25 protein-coding genes are annotated in these 17492 nt (G+C 59.0%); 12 read left to right on the top strand and 13 right to left on the bottom strand.

Annotated elements, in window-relative coordinates; all coding sequences use genetic code 11:
• Positions 1 to 6: 6 nt before the first annotated feature.
• Complete coding sequence (locus tag SIB83_RS14920; RefSeq protein ID WP_413746302.1) at positions 7 to 489, bottom strand: flavin reductase family protein; 483 nt, start codon at positions 487 to 489, stop codon at positions 7 to 9.
• A gap of 151 nt (positions 490 to 640) precedes the next feature.
• Between SIB83_RS14920 and SIB83_RS14915 the strand changes: the two genes are divergently transcribed.
• The gene (locus tag SIB83_RS14915; RefSeq protein WP_413746301.1) at positions 641 to 1222 is read left to right on the top strand and encodes a hypothetical protein; all 582 of its coding nucleotides are present in this window, start codon (positions 641 to 643) and stop codon (positions 1220 to 1222) included.
• On the opposite strand, the gene SIB83_RS14910 is transcribed toward SIB83_RS14915, so the two are convergent.
• The 7 genes from SIB83_RS14910 to rsmA all read right to left on the bottom strand — a co-directional run bounded on the left by SIB83_RS14910 (position 1194) and on the right by rsmA (position 7255).
• Positions 1194 to 1457, bottom strand: a complete 264-nt coding sequence (locus tag SIB83_RS14910; protein ID WP_413746300.1) for a hypothetical protein — start codon at positions 1455 to 1457, stop codon at positions 1194 to 1196. The genes SIB83_RS14915 and SIB83_RS14910 overlap by 29 nt on opposite strands.
• Positions 1438 to 2433 (bottom strand): protein translocase subunit SecF, encoded by a 996-nt coding sequence (secF, locus tag SIB83_RS14905; protein ID WP_413746299.1) that lies wholly within the window; start codon positions 2431 to 2433, stop codon positions 1438 to 1440. The genes SIB83_RS14910 and secF overlap by 20 nt, the downstream gene beginning before the upstream one ends.
• Before the next feature lie 3 nt (positions 2434 to 2436).
• Positions 2437 to 3909, bottom strand: a complete 1473-nt coding sequence (gene secD, locus SIB83_RS14900) for a protein translocase subunit SecD (RefSeq protein WP_413746298.1) — start codon at positions 3907 to 3909, stop codon at positions 2437 to 2439.
• 3 nt (positions 3910 to 3912) lie between these two features.
• Positions 3913 to 4896, bottom strand: coding sequence for an alpha-ketoacid dehydrogenase subunit beta (locus SIB83_RS14895; protein WP_413402386.1), 984 nt, complete (start codon positions 4894 to 4896; stop codon positions 3913 to 3915).
• Positions 4897 to 5078: 182 nt separating this feature from the next.
• Positions 5079 to 5384, bottom strand: a complete 306-nt coding sequence (locus SIB83_RS14890; protein ID WP_413746297.1) for a DUF3082 domain-containing protein — start codon at positions 5382 to 5384, stop codon at positions 5079 to 5081.
• Complete coding sequence (gene ispE / locus SIB83_RS14885; protein ID WP_413747391.1) at positions 5381 to 6310, bottom strand: 4-(cytidine 5'-diphospho)-2-C-methyl-D-erythritol kinase; 930 nt, start codon at positions 6308 to 6310, stop codon at positions 5381 to 5383. The genes SIB83_RS14890 and ispE overlap by 4 nt, the downstream gene beginning before the upstream one ends.
• Before the next feature lie 111 nt (positions 6311 to 6421).
• Positions 6422 to 7255, bottom strand: a complete 834-nt coding sequence (rsmA, locus tag SIB83_RS14880) for a 16S rRNA (adenine(1518)-N(6)/adenine(1519)-N(6))-dimethyltransferase RsmA (RefSeq protein WP_413746296.1) — start codon at positions 7253 to 7255, stop codon at positions 6422 to 6424.
• A gap of 83 nt (positions 7256 to 7338) precedes the next feature.
• Here rsmA and SIB83_RS14875 point away from each other — a divergent pair, with 83 nt between their 5' ends.
• On the top strand, positions 7339 to 7962 hold the full coding sequence (locus tag SIB83_RS14875; protein WP_413746295.1) for a uridine kinase: 624 nt from the start codon (positions 7339 to 7341) through the stop codon (positions 7960 to 7962).
• Here SIB83_RS14875 and SIB83_RS14870 read toward each other — a convergent pair.
• The gene (locus tag SIB83_RS14870; protein ID WP_413439733.1) at positions 7934 to 8353 is read right to left on the bottom strand and encodes a YraN family protein; all 420 of its coding nucleotides are present in this window, start codon (positions 8351 to 8353) and stop codon (positions 7934 to 7936) included. The two genes, SIB83_RS14875 and SIB83_RS14870, sit on opposite strands and share 29 nt — an antisense overlap.
• Positions 8354 to 8409: 56 nt before the next feature.
• Here SIB83_RS14870 and SIB83_RS14865 point away from each other — a divergent pair, with 56 nt between their 5' ends.
• Genes SIB83_RS14865 through SIB83_RS14855 form a run of 3 tightly spaced genes read left to right on the top strand, consistent with a single transcriptional unit; the run spans position 8410 to position 9779 of the window.
• Entirely contained in the window at positions 8410 to 8889 is a 480-nt protein-coding gene (locus SIB83_RS14865) for a pentapeptide repeat-containing protein (RefSeq protein WP_413402375.1), read from the top strand.
• The gene (locus SIB83_RS14860) at positions 8886 to 9332 is read left to right on the top strand and encodes a hypothetical protein (RefSeq protein WP_413746294.1); all 447 of its coding nucleotides are present in this window, start codon (positions 8886 to 8888) and stop codon (positions 9330 to 9332) included. The genes SIB83_RS14865 and SIB83_RS14860 overlap by 4 nt, the downstream gene beginning before the upstream one ends.
• Before the next feature lie 12 nt (positions 9333 to 9344).
• Entirely contained in the window at positions 9345 to 9779 is a 435-nt protein-coding gene (locus SIB83_RS14855; protein ID WP_413746293.1) for a 23S rRNA (pseudouridine(1915)-N(3))-methyltransferase RlmH, read from the top strand.
• A 34-nt stretch (positions 9780 to 9813) separates the two neighbouring features.
• Here the strand turns inward: SIB83_RS14855 and SIB83_RS14850 are convergent, their stop codons facing one another.
• Entirely contained in the window at positions 9814 to 11100 is a 1287-nt protein-coding gene (locus tag SIB83_RS14850; RefSeq protein WP_413746292.1) for an MFS transporter, read from the bottom strand.
• Positions 11101 to 11109: 9 nt separating this feature from the next.
• Positions 11110 to 11502, bottom strand: a complete 393-nt coding sequence (locus SIB83_RS14845) for a hypothetical protein (RefSeq protein WP_413747390.1) — start codon at positions 11500 to 11502, stop codon at positions 11110 to 11112.
• A gap of 99 nt (positions 11503 to 11601) precedes the next feature.
• Here SIB83_RS14845 and SIB83_RS14840 point away from each other — a divergent pair, with 99 nt between their 5' ends.
• The 4 genes from SIB83_RS14840 to SIB83_RS14825 are packed head-to-tail and all read left to right on the top strand — an operon-like array spanning position 11602 to position 15054.
• A complete protein-coding gene (locus tag SIB83_RS14840; protein ID WP_413746291.1) occupies positions 11602 to 12324 on the top strand; it encodes an SGNH/GDSL hydrolase family protein in 723 nt (240 codons plus the stop codon).
• A 46-nt stretch (positions 12325 to 12370) separates the two neighbouring features.
• Positions 12371 to 12814 carry a LexA family protein gene (locus tag SIB83_RS14835; protein WP_413406393.1) on the top strand — a complete coding sequence of 148 codons (444 nt, stop codon included), beginning with the start codon at positions 12371 to 12373 and terminating at the stop codon, positions 12812 to 12814.
• Positions 12815 to 12819: 5 nt separating this feature from the next.
• The gene (locus SIB83_RS14830) at positions 12820 to 14094 is read left to right on the top strand and encodes a Y-family DNA polymerase (RefSeq protein ID WP_413746290.1); all 1275 of its coding nucleotides are present in this window, start codon (positions 12820 to 12822) and stop codon (positions 14092 to 14094) included.
• A 54-nt stretch (positions 14095 to 14148) separates the two neighbouring features.
• The gene (locus tag SIB83_RS14825; RefSeq protein ID WP_413746289.1) at positions 14149 to 15054 is read left to right on the top strand and encodes a DUF481 domain-containing protein; all 906 of its coding nucleotides are present in this window, start codon (positions 14149 to 14151) and stop codon (positions 15052 to 15054) included.
• 5 nt (positions 15055 to 15059) lie between these two features.
• Here SIB83_RS14825 and SIB83_RS14820 read toward each other — a convergent pair whose 3' ends face one another.
• Together SIB83_RS14820 and SIB83_RS14815 are read right to left on the bottom strand one after the other, a co-directional pair.
• Entirely contained in the window at positions 15060 to 15461 is a 402-nt protein-coding gene (locus SIB83_RS14820) for a hypothetical protein (protein ID WP_413402360.1), read from the bottom strand.
• Positions 15458 to 15640, bottom strand: a complete 183-nt coding sequence (locus SIB83_RS14815) for a hypothetical protein (protein ID WP_413402358.1) — start codon at positions 15638 to 15640, stop codon at positions 15458 to 15460. The genes SIB83_RS14820 and SIB83_RS14815 overlap by 4 nt, the downstream gene beginning before the upstream one ends.
• 195 nt (positions 15641 to 15835) lie before the next feature.
• On the opposite strand from SIB83_RS14815, the gene SIB83_RS14810 reads away from it, so the two are divergent.
• The 3 genes from SIB83_RS14810 (at position 15836) to SIB83_RS14800 (ending at position 16998) form a co-directional block, all read left to right on the top strand.
• Entirely contained in the window at positions 15836 to 16000 is a 165-nt protein-coding gene (locus SIB83_RS14810) for a hypothetical protein (RefSeq protein ID WP_413746288.1), read from the top strand.
• A gap of 100 nt (positions 16001 to 16100) precedes the next feature.
• Positions 16101 to 16406, top strand: a complete 306-nt coding sequence (locus SIB83_RS14805) for a hypothetical protein (RefSeq protein WP_413746287.1) — start codon at positions 16101 to 16103, stop codon at positions 16404 to 16406.
• Positions 16407 to 16824: 418 nt separating this feature from the next.
• The gene (locus SIB83_RS14800) at positions 16825 to 16998 is read left to right on the top strand and encodes a hypothetical protein (protein WP_413746286.1); all 174 of its coding nucleotides are present in this window, start codon (positions 16825 to 16827) and stop codon (positions 16996 to 16998) included.
• The last annotated feature ends 494 nt before the right edge of the window (positions 16999 to 17492 follow it).

Genomic DNA, 17492 nt, shown 5'->3' with positions numbered 1-17492 from the left:
AACCTGTCAACCGCCGTACTGCCAGCCGGTGGAGCTCAGCTCCAGTGCATCTCCGTCGCGGTGGAGCACCGCTGTTTTCACCTCACCGATGAACACGGTGTGATCGCCATGGGCGATCTCGCCCACAAGTTGACACTCAACACCGCCCAGTCCATCCTTCAGGATCGGCAGGCCAAGGCATCCAAGCTCGAAGGGAGCAGCCTCAAAACGGCCACCCACAGCGGACTGGGGCTTGAAAAATGTCGCAGCCAGATTCTTCTGGTCGGCGGCGAGCACATTCAGGGAAAAACGACCGGTGCGCTTGATCATGCCGTTGCTTGTGCTGTCGGCACGCACTCCCATCACCACAAGAGGCGGCTCGAATGATCCCTGGGTGACCCAGCTGGCCGTGAATCCGTTCACTTCATCACCTTCGGCGACCCCGCAGATGAACAATCCATGGGGAATTTTCCGCAACAGCGTCTTCTTGGCGTCCAGATCAAGCGACATGGCGGTTCGAGTTCTCGGTTGCAGCAGAATAGGCAGAACCGTGACAGCAGAACGTGTCAGGGCTGCGGACACGAGAACAACACTGCTAGTTTTCGACGGCTTCTGAGCAGGACCCCTGAACAGGCCCTCCACCCTGATCGTGTTTGCAACGGTGGCCGGAAGCGGAGTGTTAGGCCTTTTGATCTACGCAGGCTTCTTCTACACCAATCTGCATCGAACCAGTTCCAGGGTGGAGCCTCAGGAGCTGAGACCCACCTTCCCCACAAAAGCGAAAGCTGAACAGGAAGCCGAACGATGGGTTGAGGACGGTGGCAGTTACGCCGTCATCACCACGCAAAGGGTTCGCAGAACAGTTCCGCTCAGCCGTCAGGAACGTCGCAAACTCGAGCTCTTGGCTGATGAAAAGCGCAGAGCCAGGATTGAGGCCGAGTACGAAGCCTGTCTTGACAAGGCGGCTACAAATCTCGACAAGGAACTCTGTTCCTTTCAGCAGATTCCCTCCAAGGGGGATTCGACTGCAGCGGGTGGAGATGATGTCAGCGATCTTCCCACCACCAAGGTGATTGAAGAGATTCAGAGCCAGACCCGTTTACACCCTCGACGGGCCTGCAACCCTGTGAGCTCTTATCGACGCTTCAACTGCATTGAATTCGATGTTGAAAGGGATGAGGAGATCAACGCTGAGCAACAGAATTCCCTTGAAATCAGTGCTTATCTGCAGTTTCGTTACTGATGCTTCGACGGCGCGGGCCATAGTGCCTCCAGAGAGAAGGTTGCAGCAGCAGAATGACCACAGCGAGCGGGTGATGGCGCACAGCGAAGACCAGGGATGTAAGGGTCAGCTGATCAGCCAGCAGTCGCAGCTCCGTTCGGAGATCGCTCAGGGCAAGAAGCAGTAACAACAGTGGAATCCAGCGCTGAGAGCGCACTGGTGCTGTCGCTGCAGGTTCAGGCACTGGCAGCTGCACCGGACCGGGATGGCCAGATGCTCAGAAGAGAGGGGGCCAGGGCAATGCTGGACCAGCTGCCGATAATCACACCAAGGGCAAGAGCGATGGCGAACCAGTAAAGCGTTGAGCCACCGAACAGGATGAGAGCGATCAGGGGCAGAAGCGTGGTCCCACTGGTGTAGATGGTTCTTGTCAGTGTGGCGGAGACGGCACGGTCAACCTGCGTGGACAGTGGGAGGTCGCCATCCATGCGCTGACGCTCGCGGATCCTGTCGAAAACAACAACGGTGTCGTTCACCGAATATCCGGCGATGGTCAGCAGGGCAACAGCGAACAGACTGTCAACTTCAAGGCCTGTGGCGAGTCCCAGCCAGGCGAAAACACCGCACACGATCACGATGTCGTGAGCCAGTGCCACCAGAGCCAGAAAGGCGTAACGAGTGTCGTAGCGAACGGTGATGTAGAGAGCGATCCCCGTGAAAGCCACAAGAAGTGAAATCAGACTGCTGCGCAGCAGCTGTCCGCCCAGGCTGGGACCGATGGTGTCAACGGCCTGCCCACCAGGCTCAAAAGGTCCGGCGACCGGCTCAAGCGCTTCGATCACAGCCTGACCCTGGGCAGCGGTGAGGGCTGGCATGCGCAGCACGATCGACTGTCCCCCATCGAGCAGCTGAACACGGGCATTTTCCAGCTTGGGCAGTGCTTTTCCCTCCTGATACGGAAGCTCGATCTGCTGAAGCTGAGACTCGACAGTGACGGTGCTGAGCGAATCACAGGCATCAGCGCAGCTGCGCTCCAGCTGGATCTGGGTTCCTCCGGTGAAATCAAGACCTGGTCTCAAAGGAAGACCGATCTGAGGATCAGTCCAGCTGCGTACGATCCCGATCAGGCTCAGGACCAAACAGACAGCGGACACGACCCAGACCTGGCGTCGACGACTGGTCAGGGGAAAGCGCAGAGGTCGCTCATCGGTTGCTGGTGAGGTGGTGACCATGGCTCAGGACGCTGTCGAGGGAAGTTGCCTTGCGGGCAGGAAGTTCGTCGGACGCCGCAAGCCCTGATAGCTCATCAGGAAGCGCAGCAGCGTGCGCGTGCAGGTCAGGGCCGTGAACAGACTCAGCAGAACTCCGATACCGAGCGTTGCCGCGAAGCCTTTCACCAGGCCGGTGCCGAGAAAGAAGAGGGCTGCACAACTGATCAATGTGGTGAGGTGACCGTCAACGATCGAGGAGAACGCCTCGGAGAATCCCGTTTCAATCGAGCGGATCAGAGTGTTGCCGCGCCGGAGTTCGTCCTTGATGCGCTCGAAGATCAGCACATTGGCATCCACAGCCATGCCGATGCTCAGAATGAATCCGGCGATGCCCGGCAGCGTGAGGGTCACGGGAATCAGCGCATAAACAGCAAGGTTGAAGAGGGCATAGAGGCTGAGAGCGATCACCGCCACAGCACCTGCGAGCCGGTAGATGAGCAACATGAAGATGCCGACGAGCACAAGACCTGAAAGGGCGGCGATCAGGCTGCGGCGGACATTCTCCGCTCCGAGAGACGGTCCGATGGTGCGCACCTCCAGGATTTCAACGGGCAGAGGCAATGAACCTCCGCGCAGCTGCACCTCGAGGTCACGGGCATCCTCGGCAGTGAAGTTACCCGAGATTGACGCGGTGCCCCCTGAAATGCCAGCAGCTTTGTACTGGGGCCCGACACTGGCTTCGCTGATGAGCTCACCATCGAGAACGATGCCGAGCAGACGCCCGGTGCCGGCGATCGACTGGGTGAGTTCAGCGAATTTTTCGCCGCCCTCTGCATTGAAATTCAGGGTTACCTCCCAGCCAGAGCCGTTCTGTTGTTGCTGACGACCAGCACTGATCAGTTGCTTGCCAGTGAAGGCTGTTGGCTCGAATCGATTCAGAATTTCCTGATTGGTGCGCGCCAGCAGCTGCTGGAGTTGCTCCGTCTCCGAGGTGGCCGTTCCATCGAGACCGAGTTCCTGCTGGCGTCTCGCAAGTTCTTCCTGCTCCTCGGCATCAAGCTCGGTTTCCTCATCCTCAGTACGCGTGGCCAGCACACTGAGCAGCTGGGCTCTCAGCTGACGCAGGTTCTGGACTTCCTCCTGTGTTTCTGCCTGCTGAGCCCTGAACTCAAGCAATGCGGTACTGCCCAGAACATCAGCAGCGCGGGTCGGATCGGTGACGCCGGGAAGCTGAAGCACCAGCTGGTCATCACCCACGGTCTGCAGAGTGGATTCAGCCACACCCAGACCGTTCACCCGACGATCAAGAACCGCTTTGACCGCCTCCATCTGCTCTGCGCCGATGATGGTGATCTCTCCGGCAGGCTGAACCTCAAGTGTGAGCTGGCTGCCCCCACGCAGATCAAGTCCGAGCTGCAGCGGGAAGCTGGACAGAACTGACGCCGCCGCGATGGCTAGCGCAAGGATGAGGGCGAACCAGCCCTGTTGACGGGCCATCAATCAGAGCCCCTGGCGAACGATGGTCTGTGCCGCTTCGACAATCTGATGCGGCTGAATGATGGTCAGATTCTCGAGATTGCCGTTGTAAGGAGTGGGGATGTCCTGACTGGACAGCCGGATCGGCCGGGCATCGAGCTCATCGAAACAATGCTCGGTGATCAGAGCGATCAGCTCGGCGCCGATGCCACCGGTCTTCATGCACTCTTCCACCACGATCACCTTGTGGGTCTTGCGGATCGAGCGGGCGATCGTCTCCATATCAAAGGGCTTGAGGCTGATCAGATCGATCAGTTCAGCGTTGATGCCATCGGCCTCGAGCTGCTCCACGGCCTTGAGGCAGTGATGACGCATGCGTGAGTAGGTCAGGATCGTGATGTCACCGCCCTCCTTGACCAGATCCGCCTGATCGAGGGCACAGGTGTAGTCGCCGTCCGGGAGCTCCTCCGTGAGGTTGTACAGCAGCACGTGCTCGAAGAACAGAACGGGATTGTTGTCGCGGATGGCGGCCTTCATCAGGCCCTTCGCGTTGGTCGGCGTGCTGCAGGCCACGATCTTGATGCCGGGCACGGCATGGAAATAGGCCTCGAGCCGCTGACTGTGCTCGGCGCCCAGTTGTCGCCCGACACCTCCCGGTCCCCGCACAACCGTGGGGATGGTGAAGTTGCCACCGCTGGTGTAGCGCAGCATCCCCATGTTGTTGGAGATCTGATTGAAGGCCAGCAGCAGGAATCCCATGTTCATCCCCTCCACGATCGGCCTCAGGCCTGTCATCGCCGCACCCACGGCCATGCCTGTGAAGCTGTTCTCGGCAATCGGGGTGTCGAGAACCCGTAATTCGCCGTATTTTTCGTAGAGATCCTTGGTGACTTTGTAGGAGCCGCCGTAATGGCCGACGTCCTCTCCCATCACACAGACATGGGGATCACGGGCCATTTCCTCATCGATGGCTTCGCGAAGTGCGTTGAAGAGAAGCGTCCCTGCCACGGCGTTGCTGCAATCCCGGCCATGCCGGCGTCAGCGGCCAAGCTATCTCAGTCCAGGTGTGTTCAGCCCCCGGCAGCGAAGGTCGCCAGCAGCAGAACAGAGAGAAGCAGCCCAGGTGAAAGCAGCAGCACCAGCTGACCGAGATCGTGGAGGGTCATGTAGCCAGAAGCTCTCAGCTGAGGCTAGGCATCTTCCAGCTTGTCTTTCATGAAAAGACTGCGAAGAAACACCAGGAACAAGCCAATCCCGATGAAGGCAAAGCTGAATGTGGCCAGAAAGCACATGCCGATGAACAGCGTTTTCATGGCAGACGCGATGTTCTGGGCAGTGGTGCTGCTGAAATTCGAAGAGTGCGTTGAGAGATAGATCACGACTTTTTTGCTCAAGCCGAAACTCAGCCAGGCCAGAACCAAACTGGTGATGGATCCGGAAAGGAAACTGAGCGGTCCTTTGCGGGGTTTGGCTGTGGCTGCGTTGCTGTCACTCATGCCGCCAGCTTGACGCCGAAGGGGAGCAGGGAACAACTCCAGGATTGCAGGCCCTCCGCCTCGAACTGCGCAGCAGCATGCAGGCGGGCTTGTTCAGCAGTGTTGAAATCTGGAAACAGAGCAAAACAGCTCGGGCCGGAACCACTCATGGCCACTCGCAACTGACCTGGCAATGCCTCCAATAGCGACAGCGCGGTTCGGACCGAGGGCGTCTGCGGAGCCACCACGGCCTGGAGGTCGTTGCGCAGGGGCGGAGGCGACTCGATTCGCAGGGGGCTCAGCCAGGCAGCAGAGCGAAGCGCCTCTCGACGTTGCTCAAAGACTGACTCCCCCTCGAGGTAGTGATGAAAACGTTCTCGCCTGCATTCGCCATAGGCCCAGGGCGTCGACACGCTGATGGATGGATCCTTTACCAGCAGCACGCCCAGCGGCGCGGTCGCTTCAGGCAGAACCTCAAGTCGTTCTCCACGTCCGAAACAGAGCTGGGTGCCGCCGGAAATGCAGAACGGCATGTCGGATCCGAGATCAGCCGCCAGCGTCTCGAGCTGAGAGGCACCGAGGCCAAGACCCCAGAGCGTGTTGAGGCCAACCAGTGCTGCTGCCCCATCACTGGAGCCTCCGGCAAGACCGGCGCCGATGGGAATGCGCTTGCGCAAATGCATCCGTGCCCCCAACTCCCCGAATCCGGATCGATCACGCAGCAGCCTGGCCGCCCGCATGATCAGATTGTCGTCTCCGCAACTCAGCCCTGGTTGATCACAGCTGAGGGAAAGCGTTCCGTCGGCGGTGTTCTCGCACTCAAACTCATCGGCGAGATCAATGCTCTGCATCACCATGGCGAGTTCGTGGAACCCGTCGTCCCGCAGGCCCAGCACTTCGAGATGAAGATTGATCTTGGCCGGAGCTTTGACGCAGACCGGAGTCATGAACAGGACATCACGAAGTCGGTCGGACTCCGACCTGACCGTGGAGGTTAAACCACAGCCATGGCCCTGTCCTGACAAGGGATCGAAAGACACCGACCCGGCCCAAGCGGCTCACTTGAACGGTTCCACTGCTTTCAGGCCCCTGGCCAATGCCACCCAGTTCTCCGGTGCCACCTCCTGAGGCCTTTGCTGCAGATCAATGCCCGCCTGCTGTGCCAGCTCCTGGAGCTGATCAGGTGATCTGACACCGGCGAGGGTGTTGCGCAGCATCTTGCGTCGGCCCAGAAACGCCTGTTTGAGCAAGCGTTCGACCCCACGGCAGAGCTCGGGATCTGGGCGCTGATTAGCCGGCAGTGGATCCAGTCTGATCACCTCCGACTGAACCTTCGGAGGAGGCTGAAAACAACGCGGCGGCACAGGGCAGACGCTCTGACAACGGGCCAGAAGCTGCAATCGCACACTCAGGGCACTGAAACTGCTGTGTCCCGGTTGAGCGCGGATACGTTCAGCCACCTCTTTCTGCACCAGCAGGATGAGCCTCTCGTAGGGCGGATCTACAGGCCGATCAAGACGACCGATCAGCCGGTCGAGCAAGGGGCCGGTGATGTTGTACGGAATGTTCGCGACCACCTTGGAGGCCGGAGAGCCATCTGGAAGTGTCAGGGGAACGCTGAGAACATCGCCTTCGCAGAGAGAAAACCGTGGCTGAGCTGCGTATCGCTCCTTGAGACCTGACACCAGATCGCGGTCCAGCTCGATCGCGTGCACCAACGCGGCAGGGCTGCTGAGCAGTCGTTCGGTCAGAGCACCACGTCCTGGTCCCACCTCGAGAACACGGTCTCCCTCCACCAGCGCCGCCGACTCAAGAATCCGGTCAAGAACCCTTTCATCCCTCAGCCAGTGCTGACCGAAGCGTTTGCGGGCCGTATGTCCTGCGAAGCTCATCTCATGCGGGCCATGGGTTCACTGTGCACCAGCGAAGAACGTGAGCAACGCGATGATGCCGTTGTGAAGGCCTGGGGCGGTTGATGGACAAACCTGCCCTGCTGATCTGCATCGCCGGCCCTTCCGCGGCTGGCAAGACCTACTTCAGCGAGGAACTGAAGACGTTGCTGGCTCAAGCCAAAATCTCCGCAGTGGTGATCGCCTCCGATGACTATTACCGGGAGCACTGGAGACCCGATTCGATCTACGGGTTCGACACCGTCGATGCCATCGACAGGGATGCACTGATCGAAGACGTGCAGGCTCTGCTCGAAGGCCGTCTGCAGCTCCGGCGCCGTTACGACATGGGCACCAGGGACGTCAGCTGGGAGTCGTTCAACGGGACCTGTGATGTTGTGCTGCTGGAGGGAGCATTCGGGCCACAACTGCTGATGAATCATCTCCGCCTCGATCTTCTGATCTATGTGAGCGCGTCCCTGCCAATCAGAATGATTCGCCGCCTGCGCCGAGATGTGCATGAACGCCAGCGAACGATCCTGTCGGTTCTGCGTCAGACGGTGATGCAGATGCTTCCGGGGGAGCGGCGATTCATCCATCCGCTGAGACATTCAGCCGATCTGGTCATCCGCGAAGTTCCAAAGGGTCTTGGGCTGGCTGTGAAAGCGATTGACGAGCTGATCAAGACATCCGGAGCTCAGGCACCCTGATCCAGCGCACAGGTCTGAAACTTGGTGGCAGCGGAACCAGCGCGAGCACCACCTCCAGATGCCCCTCTTCACACCAGGGGTTACTCGCCTGCCAGCAGGCCATGGTTCTGGCCAGGCGTTGGCGTTTGGTCGAGGCAAAAGCCTTCAAACCCCAGCCATCAGGACCGCAACGACTCCTGGCCTTGACCTCCACCATCAGCAGACGAGGACCGGAACGCCCCGATTTGATCATCATCAGATCCAGTTCCCCGTATCGGCAGGTCCAGCGCTGATCAAGGCAGCGCCAGCCGCGGCTCTTCAACAGCTTCAGAACGCGGCGCTCCGCCCAGCGACCGGGATCGCTCTTCGCATCAACGGCACACACGATCCGCTCCCTGGATCCAGAGAGCATTCCCCCTGTCCCGCGAATCAGGCCCCCTAGGCTTGACACACGCTTTCCAACCGCTGATGCAACGACATCTGCTGGCCTCCCTGCTTGCTCTGCTCCTGACGATCGGTCTGCCTGCCCAGCCGGTGCAGGCAGCGATGGATTACGCCAAGCAGGTGTTGATCGGTGCAGATTTCTCCAACCGTGAAATGCAGGGGGTGACGTTCAATCTCACGAACCTTCGTGAAGCTGATCTGTCCGGCAGCGACCTGCAAGGCGCAAGTCTCTATGGAGCCAAGCTTCAGGACGCCAACCTGACAGGAACCAATCTGCGTGATGCCACGTTGGATTCGGCGGTACTTGATGGCACGAATCTCACAGATGCCGTCCTGGAGGATGCTTTCGCCTTCAACACCCGTTTCATCAATGTGACCATCACCGGCGCCGATTTCACCAATGTGCCCTTCCGGGGCGACGCACTCAAAACACTCTGTGCCGCCGCTGACGGCACCAATCCGGTGACCGGCCGCGAAACTCGCGACACTCTCGGCTGCTCATGAGCTTCGATCCCCGCAGTCTGGAACGTCTCAAGCAACTTGGACGACAGCTTCCTGAGGCCATCCCCGCACCGGAAACCGAGACCAAAACCTCTGCACAGACCAGCCGACCTCGCCACAAAGTCGAGACCGAGCAGGATCCCAAAGCTCTGTTCCATGAATTGATGCAGGTGAGCCCTGACGGCACCGTGCCTGAACATCTGATGGCGAGATTGCGTGATGCGGAAGAGCGCGTCGAAAATGAGCGACGCCAAAAGCTGAATTCCCCACCCACATCGGTCACGGATTTACCTGTGTCGACCAAAGCCTTTCAGCCGCACTCGAAGGGCAAGGGCAAGAACACCCGTCCTCAACGCCCTGACGTGACGCCCGGCAGCGAAGAGGAAAGTCTTTATGTGGCCTTTGGGCAGATGTTTCTCGAGGAACAGGACGACGAGACGGCGTGAGGCCGCTTTGCCATGAATATCTCCCGATGCCGCATCATCGCGGTCGGAAAAGTGCGTAAGCGATGGGTTCAGGAAGGTGTGGAGCTTTATCTCAAACGCCTGCCCGGTCTTTGCATCACCGAAGTCCGTGACAGCACACGCGACAGGGAGTCCGAGGCGATCCGTCAGGCTCTGCGTCCCGATGAATTGCCGGTGATGCTGATGGAACAGGGCACACCACTCTCCTCGGTCAAGTTCGCCGCTCGGCTGGAGGGATTTGGTTCAGAGCGCCTGGCCTTCGTGATCGGAGGTGCTGACGGGCTGACGGACTTCCTCAAATCATCAGCTCGATGGCAGTTGAGTCTCTCGCCGATGACCTTCCCCCATGAACTGGCCAGGCTCCTGCTCTTGGAACAGCTCTACAGGGCTCAGTCAATTCTGCAGGGAAGCCCTTACCACCGGGCGTGAAACTCCCCTCTCCGACTTGCGTTGAACATCGTGTTCAACAGCTCTGGTTACCTGACTGGGACCGGCGGAACACCTGACACATCTGCGCCAACAGCACACCTGCCATAAGCGTCACCCCCAGCCAAAGCAAGGTCTGCAAGCCCGTGAATGCCATCGATCTGGTTCCCATCGAGCAGATCACAAAACCAAGACCATTGAGAGTGGTGAATGTCGCCCAGCAACGCCTCTGCAACTCAGCCGGAACCAGGTCAGGCAGACAGTCGAGCGTCAGAGATGACGTCATGATCGACCACCAGCCGATCAAGAAAGCAGACAACAAGAGCAGCTGGGGCGAGCGCGCCAACGCGTAGACCCAGGCCCCCAAACCGCCAACCGCGGCCACCGCAGGGAGCAAAAGTGCCGTCGGCAAGGCCCTGGGCAACCCAAGCAACACCAGTGACCCCATCAGGCCACCAAGCCCCATCGCGGAGAAGGAGGCACTGCTCATCGAGCCATCCAGACCAATGCGATTCGAAGCCACGATCGGTTCGTACAACGCCATCGGCACCTGGGCCGCTCCCGCGAGAGCAAACGCGAGAGTGAGGGCAATCAACGGAAACCAGCAGATTGCGGTCACACCGCTGTCGTGCATTGCCACCTGCTGTTCACTTTCTTGCTGTTCATCTCGAGGCTGTTCATCTCGAAGCTGTTGATCTCCAGGCTTTCCAACGTCGCGCCAACGGCGGTGCCCCCGGTTGAATAACCACAGTGTCGGCAGGGCCAGAACAGTGGCGAAGCAGGCCACCACCAACCAGGCAGCCGCAGCCGAATCCGGAGCCAGCCAGGCCACCGCGCTGGCTCCCAGCAGAGCCACCAGTGCACCTCCTCCCATCACCGTGGCAACCGCCTGGCGTTGATGTCGAGATGGAACGCCCGCGAGAGCCAGACCCGGCACACCACTCATCAGATGGCCGGCGCTCCATCCGGCCAACACCCGTAACCCACCCTCACCGAGCTGGCCGCTCTGAACAGCTCCAAACCAGAGGCAAAGCACTCCCACCACCAATGCCAGCCGCAGGCTGCGTAGCAGCTGGGCCTTGCCCTTCAGTTGCGCCTGATGCACGCAGCCCAACAGGTAACCCACCATGTTGAGAGCGGCGAGTTCACCAAGATCAGCCTGAGAAACCCATTCCTGCACAACCATTTCCCGGCCGATCACTCCGAAGTCGGATCGGATCAGTCCCAGGCCGATACCGAGGCCGCAGGCCCCCGCCAGCACCCTGAGCCGATGAGGCTCCCGTCGCTGAAATGGCACTGGTGAAGCTTCAGAAGCGGGCGGCATCACCACTGATCAGGCCGGCCAAGTCGTGAGGGTCACCGGCTCGAACTTCGCCACACTCAACGTCCAGGCACGGCTGCACAGCGCTCTCAAGCCGTTTTGAAATGCAGCGGTGTCACCAGTGTTGAGCCAGGCTGCTTTGAGAACAGGCAGCGCCTCAGGAAGACTCTCAATCGGCACTTCCACCAGCAGCAGGCTCTCCACGCCACAAGCCCGACGCAACGGCCCCTCGTCACTGCGCTGCCACAGGCGCAGCAACAATTCCAGCGCCAGGGAATGGGCCGCCTGCGTGGGCTCCTCTGCAGCGGCGGCTTCTGCACTCAGGGAGCGGCCGGCCAGCGGAAGAGCCCTCCTGCCCTCCTGCTCGATCAGGGCGAGGGCAACCAGATAAGGAGCAGCAGCCATCACAACAACCTCAGTGAGCGCATCACCCCCGGTCGGGACCGCAGTGGCGCCGAACATGAATCATGGCTGAACTGGATTCGCGCAGACAACCTGCCGACCATGACAGCACCGTCTCAGGAGCCGAGGACCATCCTCTGCTTCGGCGACTCCAACACCTGGGGATTCAACCCCGACGGTGGTGGACGACTGCCCCACGACACTCGTTGGCCGAATCAGCTGGAACAGCTGCTGAACCAGCGTGCGGCCCGCCGTGCCTGGCGCACGATTGAGGATGGCCTCAATTCCCGCACATGGCTGCTCGACGATCCCATCGGGGCAGCAAGGTATGGCGCGCAGTACAGCTGCAGCGGCCGCTCAGGCCTGATGACGTCCCTGCACAGCCACAAACCCATCGACATGGTGATCCTGGCGCTGGGCTGCAATGACTGCAAGGACTATCTCAACCTGTCCGCAGAACAGATTGCAGACGGCGCCCGCATCCTGATTCACGACACCCGCACCGCCCTCAACTGCGGCCCGCACGGGCGGCCCGAACAGCCTCCAGCCATTGTTCTGATGACACCGCCGCTGGTGATGATCACGGCACAGTCGCTGACCTGGGGATTCTCTGGCGCCGACTCCAAATCCCAGGCCTTGGGCAAGCGCTATCTCCAGCTCGCCGATGAACTGGAGGTGCTCGCTTTCGACCTGCAGACCGCGGCCAGCGTCTCGTCGCTGGATGGGATCCATTTCGACAGCCATGCCCAGTCCGCGATCGCTTCTGGCCTGGCGGACCTGATCAGCCGCGAGCTCGAGCCGGGGCGCAGACGGTCACCGTTGTAGAACATCTGTACTATTCTGTGGATTCCGGTCCGTGGAGCCTGTTGCCGTGGAGATCGATCGTTCCTTTCTCCAGCCACCGCAGCCCCTGCGCACTCAGCGCACAGCCCAGCATCTGCCACTGGCCGAAGAGCGGGTGGCAGCGGGATTTCCCTCCCCGGCAGATGACTATGTGGACGTCGGGATCGACCTCAACGACCAGCTGATCCGTCATCCCACCAGCACCTTCTTTCTGCGTGTCAGCGGAGACTCCATGACCGGTGCCGGCATTCATGACGGCGATCTGCTGGTTGTGGACCGCAGCCTTGACCCCCGCCCCGGACGAGTGGTGGTGGCGGTTCTCGACGGCGGCTTCACCCTCAAGCGCCTGATGCGCCATCAGGGACGGCTGCGCCTGGAAGCGGCCAACCCCAGCTATCCAGCCCTCGATCTGCAGTCCTGCAAGGACGTGCAGATCTGGGGGGTCGCCATCCATGTGATTCACCCCCTCTGAACGCCATGGCTCAGGTCACCGCCCTCATCGACGCCAACAACTTCTATGCCTCCTGTGAACAAAGTCTCGATCCATCCCTGATCGGCCGCCCCGTGGTGGTTCTCTCCAACAACGACGGCTGCATCGTGGCCCGCAGCGCCGAGGCCCGTGCCCTCGGCATTGCGATGGGCACGCCATATTTCAAGGCCAGGCAGACGCTGGAACGCTGCGGCGTGGTGGTGCGCAGTTCCAATTACGCCCTCTACGCCGACATGAGCCAGCGTCTGATGAGCCTCCTCGAAAGCCAGGTGGAGGAGCTGGAGGTGTATTCCATCGATGAAGCCTTCGCTCGCATCAGTCGTCCGGTGGCGGCGGATCTGCTTCCCTGGGGCCGGCGACTGCGTGCTCTGGTCCGCCGCAATCTGGGGCTGCCGATCGCCATCGGGCTGGGTGCCAGCAAAGGCCAGGCGAAGCTGGCGAACCGTCTGGCCAAGGTGGAGGCAACCCATGCGGGGCTCTTCGACCTCGGGCACTGCAACCATCGGGACCGCTGGCTGGAGACGGTCGCCATCGAAGACGTGTGGGGGATCGGTCGCAAACTGGCTCACTGGTGCCGGCTTCGTGGTGTGTGCAACGCCAGGGAACTGCGAGACATGGCCAGCGGCCCACTGCAGGCCAAGGCGGGGGTGATCGGTCTGCGCCTGCAGAGAGAACTGCAGGGTCATGCCTGTCTTCCCCTCGATCTGGCACCGTCCCCGAAGCAGGAAACCTGTGTCAGCAGAAGCTTCAGTCGACCGATCACCTCCCTGACGGAGCTGCGTGAAGCCGTGGCGACCTATGTGGTGCGCGCTTCCGAAAAACTGCGCAAACAGCATCAACGAGCCGCCTCTCTGAGCGTGTACACCCGCACAAGTCCGTTCGTTCCCGCCTTCTACAGCCGCAGCGCCAGCACCCAACTGGACCTGCCCAGCAACGACACCCAGACACTGCTGAATGCAGCGCTGCCGCTGGTGGAGCGGATCTTCCAGCCCAACCGTCAGCTCGCCAAGGCCGGCGTGCTGATGGAGCATCTGCAGGACACGGAACAGCTGCAGCACCACCTGCTGGTGCCTTGCAGTGCAGCACACCTGCAAAGGCGGGACACACTGATGGACACCATCGATGGCCTCAACCGCCGCTATGGTCGAGGCACCGTGCAGTGGGCCGCCTGCGGCCTGCATTCCGGCTGGTCCATGCGACGGGAACGCCTGGGCCGTGCAGCCACCACGCGACTGAGCGATGTGCCCGTTGTTCAGGCCTGAACAAGCCGGCACAGGGTTCTGTGAAAAAATCTGCCGTCTATCGACGGAAGGGTTGTGTTGCGGCGAATCCCGATCATGGCCGCGGGACTTGTCCTGCTGGGGGACGAAGCGACGCTCGCCGAGCAGGTGACGCTCAAGCTGAGCAATGGAGACACCCTGCACGGCAAGCTCATCCCATCAGAAAGCACAGACACCACAACGGTGCTGCTGCACCCGGTGCTGGGACGGCTGAACATCCCGAAAACGGCGCTGATGCCCGAACCCAAGCCGAAGCCATGGAAGCTGAGTCTCTCCGCTGGGGTGACGGGATCTAACACCGACAACGACCTCTCCGCCGGAGGAACGGTTCAGATCGACAGCAGCTACACGGAAGGGGCCGACAAAGTGGTGCTCAAGGGTCGCGCGCAATACGAGGTCTCAAGAGATGAGGGGGAAAGCGGCAACACAACAGACACGAATGAGGGCGATGGCGAACTGCGCTATATACGCAGTCTGAACAGTCGATTGAATGCCTACGCGGCGGCAAACTTCAATTACGACGCACTGAACACCACAGGGACTGACCTTTTCGTGAGTTCGATCGGCATTGGATATGACCTGATCAAAGACAAAAACAAACGCCTGACAGTGTCGATCGGGCCGTCGATCCAGAAGATCTGGGGAGGCGATGGATGCAATGCGGACCCGGTCTGCGGCCAGACATTCGCCGCATCATCGGCCAGGGCGGAACTGGAATGGAAAACCAGTTCATCCTCCAGCATCACGGTGACGAACACCTATACAGGTGCCTACGTGAACGGAATCTCAACCAACAACATCTTTTCGATAGCGTTGAAGATCTTTCCACTGAACAATCAACGACTGTTCACATCATTGAACGGCCAGACGATCTACAGCGAACTACGCAGCCCGAAAGTCAATAACAGCATCTCGATGCAGGTTGGCGTGAAGCTGGATTGAAACCATCACGGCCAGATGGTTTTGCATTGCGGATCTCTGGACAATGCGGCGGATTTTGCGCGCTGCGTTTCCTCTGGATCGAGATAATGCGCTGAAAGCAACAGCATGAGACGCTTCAAAGCCTTCCTGCCCTGATCAGGGGTGAGCCATCCCATTCCGTAATAGGTGCAGGTGGCATTCAGCCATCCCTTGGCTTCACCCTGCAATCTAATCTCAAGATCATCCATCGCCGGAATGGCCATCACCGGGACAGCCAGAAGACAGGAAGAAAGAGCCAGAGCGCTGCAGTAACGATGCACTGAAGAACAACATCTCAGGCCATGTTGCAGCAACTCCTGTCGAACAGACAGAACAGACTTACAGACCGGCGCAGTAAATACGGAATTCTGGAACTGCAGAACTGTCAAGCGGTGAGCTGAAGGGATTGTTCAGCCAGAGCGCGGAAAATCTCCTGTTTCTTGCATTCAAGAAAGTCCTGCTCGCTGGGATCGCCGCCCGGCCAGTTACGCAAGGCATCGCAGGTTGTCTTGTATTCCAGCCGTAGAGCGTTCAAGTCGTACGAAAAAGTGGCGACAGGCTCGTTCATGGAAACGCAGGAAACTAAGGAAATTATTACAAATTTTCTTTTGGCCTTGACGTAGCGGCGGCGACAGTATCCACGCTTCAAGAAGCGCATAGGCCATTGCCGACAAATTCGCGAGCGAGGGGCTGTGCGGATACCTCCATCACAGAGAGAGACCTGGTTTCGCGATTGTTGTGATGCTCTGATCAACTTGTTCTGATGACTAACGAAATTCGCAACTGGGCCACGATCGCTGCCGCCATGGAAAAGCAAGGTGCCACAGACAGCCAGATGTACCGACGCGCAAAGGCCATGGCCAACGGGAACATTGATCCAATGCCTACGAGCTATCCAGCAGCTCCCTACAGCATTTCAGTGGCCTGAATCATTCAAGTATTGGACAATCGCTGGAGAGTCTCTGTTGATGAGACTCTCTTTTTTATGTTGATCGAAACAACACGAAGTCCCGCACAAGAGTGGCGCGATGATCGCCTGGAAAAGATCCGTTGATGCAAACCATATGGATCCAAACGACAGCATCAATTCTCCAGGCAGGGATTGGCCTGATCTTCCGCGGAACAGTCTTGAACACGGCCTTGAAACTCATGCTCCGTTGAAGTGCACGAAAGGGTCAACCTGGGTTAAACCTGAAAAAGCCGCTTTGGATGCCATGACGTCCATCGACAAGAACGCCACGCAACAGAAGAAGTCCGAGGATTCAAAACCGCAGACCCTGCTAGCACGACCTGTTTACCCAGGAACACGCGGAACACCCCACACCAACACCTGAAGCAGAGACTCAGGATTACAAATCGCTTGCATCCAGAGGGCTGAAGACGACAGTCCTCCGGATGCAAGCAGGTCCCTTCTGGACTCGAAACCGCGGCGAGGTGAACAGACACCCAGCTGGTGCTTGCCTTTCAACGCTCTGCAAGATCAACCGAAGTCAGCAGGCAGACAGGATCAGGCTTTGATCAATCCATTGATCCAGAGCGATGGATGGGTTGATTCAGTACAAAAAACCAGCTCGATCAACTGGTTAAAAAAAAGATCGATGACTGAACACGAAACTGCTCATAAAAATCAAAACAGGTCCTGAAGCGCAGTTGTTTCAGGAACAGATCAAATGACACGACAGGCACTTTTGGCACAGCAGGGGACGGATCCACATCCTTAATGTTTGCTCAATATTTGACCAGCCATTTCTTGTGCTGACACCGAATTCGCCACTTGGGCCCAGGAAGATCACAGCTGACCCGATCAATCTCTACACCGAACGTCTGAATGGACGCATGGCCATGCTGGGGCTGGCGATCGGAATCACTGTGGAAGCAATCACAGGCAAAGGAATCCTCGACCAGGTGTTTGGCCTGTTTAGCTGATCAGAATGGGTTGAATCTCCGATGCTCTTGAACCATTGATGAGCTACGACTGAGAGGTCAGCACATTGACTATGACGAGACTCTTCAAAGAATCATCTGAAGGGCGTCATTCTGGATTCAAGTTTCATCTTCTCGAATGGCTTGAGATGTTCTGCATGCAGATTCTGTTGACGTTGGCGTTATGGCCGCTGAAGTTGATCTACAAGCGTCCAAAACCTGATGAAACCTGGCCCGCCTGGCAAGCCAATCAAAAACTCTGCAGGATTGATCGACGTTACTGCTGAACCAAAACAACAGGAAACACAACACTCCTGAGGGTCATCGTGATGCTGAAAGGGACTATCTGAACATCCTTCAAAGAGGACCCACTCAGACGGGAGATCAAGGAACAATTCAGCAGCCAGGCAAAGGGAAAAAACCGAGGCCGCCTATCTGCCCGGCAGCTTCAGGATCGCAGCAAACAACCGAATCCAACGGACCTGCATTGAGCGGGT

Origin of the sequence: Synechococcus sp. MIT S9507, assembly GCF_047304715.1 — a bacterium.
Taxonomy (GTDB): Bacteria; Cyanobacteriota; Cyanobacteriia; order PCC-6307; family Cyanobiaceae; genus Synechococcus_C.
Note: the sequence above shows the minus strand (reverse complement) of the source record. Positions and strands in the feature narration are given on the sequence as shown.

Bases quoted from the DNA above. Each gene is read 5' to 3' on its own strand.
- SIB83_RS14920 (WP_413746302.1), bottom strand. From the start codon at position 489: ATGTCGCTTGATCTGGACGCCAAGAAGACGCTGTTGCGGAAAATTCCC.
- secF (WP_413746299.1), bottom strand. From the start codon at position 2,433: ATGGTCACCACCTCACCAGCAACCGATGAGCGACCTCTGCGCTTTCCC.
- secD (WP_413746298.1), bottom strand. From the start codon at position 3,909: ATGGCCCGTCAACAGGGCTGGTTCGCCCTCATCCTTGCGCTAGCCATC.
- SIB83_RS14890 (WP_413746297.1), bottom strand. From the start codon at position 5,384: ATGAGTGACAGCAACGCAGCCACAGCCAAACCCCGCAAAGGACCGCTC.
- ispE (WP_413747391.1), bottom strand. From the start codon at position 6,310: ATGACTCCGGTCTGCGTCAAAGCTCCGGCCAAGATCAATCTTCATCTC.
- rsmA (WP_413746296.1), bottom strand. From the start codon at position 7,255: ATGAGCTTCGCAGGACATACGGCCCGCAAACGCTTCGGTCAGCACTGG.
- SIB83_RS14875 (WP_413746295.1), top strand. From the start codon at position 7,339: ATGGACAAACCTGCCCTGCTGATCTGCATCGCCGGCCCTTCCGCGGCT.
- SIB83_RS14870 (WP_413439733.1), bottom strand. From the start codon at position 8,353: ATGCTCTCTGGATCCAGGGAGCGGATCGTGTGTGCCGTTGATGCGAAG.
- SIB83_RS14865 (WP_413402375.1), top strand. From the start codon at position 8,410: ATGCAACGACATCTGCTGGCCTCCCTGCTTGCTCTGCTCCTGACGATC.
- SIB83_RS14860 (WP_413746294.1), top strand. From the start codon at position 8,886: ATGAGCTTCGATCCCCGCAGTCTGGAACGTCTCAAGCAACTTGGACGA.
- SIB83_RS14855 (WP_413746293.1), top strand. From the start codon at position 9,345: ATGAATATCTCCCGATGCCGCATCATCGCGGTCGGAAAAGTGCGTAAG.
- SIB83_RS14850 (WP_413746292.1), bottom strand. From the start codon at position 11,100: ATGCCGCCCGCTTCTGAAGCTTCACCAGTGCCATTTCAGCGACGGGAG.
- SIB83_RS14845 (WP_413747390.1), bottom strand. From the start codon at position 11,502: ATGGCTGCTGCTCCTTATCTGGTTGCCCTCGCCCTGATCGAGCAGGAG.
- SIB83_RS14840 (WP_413746291.1), top strand. From the start codon at position 11,602: ATGACAGCACCGTCTCAGGAGCCGAGGACCATCCTCTGCTTCGGCGAC.
- SIB83_RS14830 (WP_413746290.1), top strand. From the start codon at position 12,820: ATGGCTCAGGTCACCGCCCTCATCGACGCCAACAACTTCTATGCCTCC.
- SIB83_RS14815 (WP_413402358.1), bottom strand. From the start codon at position 15,640: ATGAACGAGCCTGTCGCCACTTTTTCGTACGACTTGAACGCTCTACGG.
- SIB83_RS14810 (WP_413746288.1), top strand. From the start codon at position 15,836: ATGACTAACGAAATTCGCAACTGGGCCACGATCGCTGCCGCCATGGAA.
- SIB83_RS14805 (WP_413746287.1), top strand. From the start codon at position 16,101: ATGATCGCCTGGAAAAGATCCGTTGATGCAAACCATATGGATCCAAAC.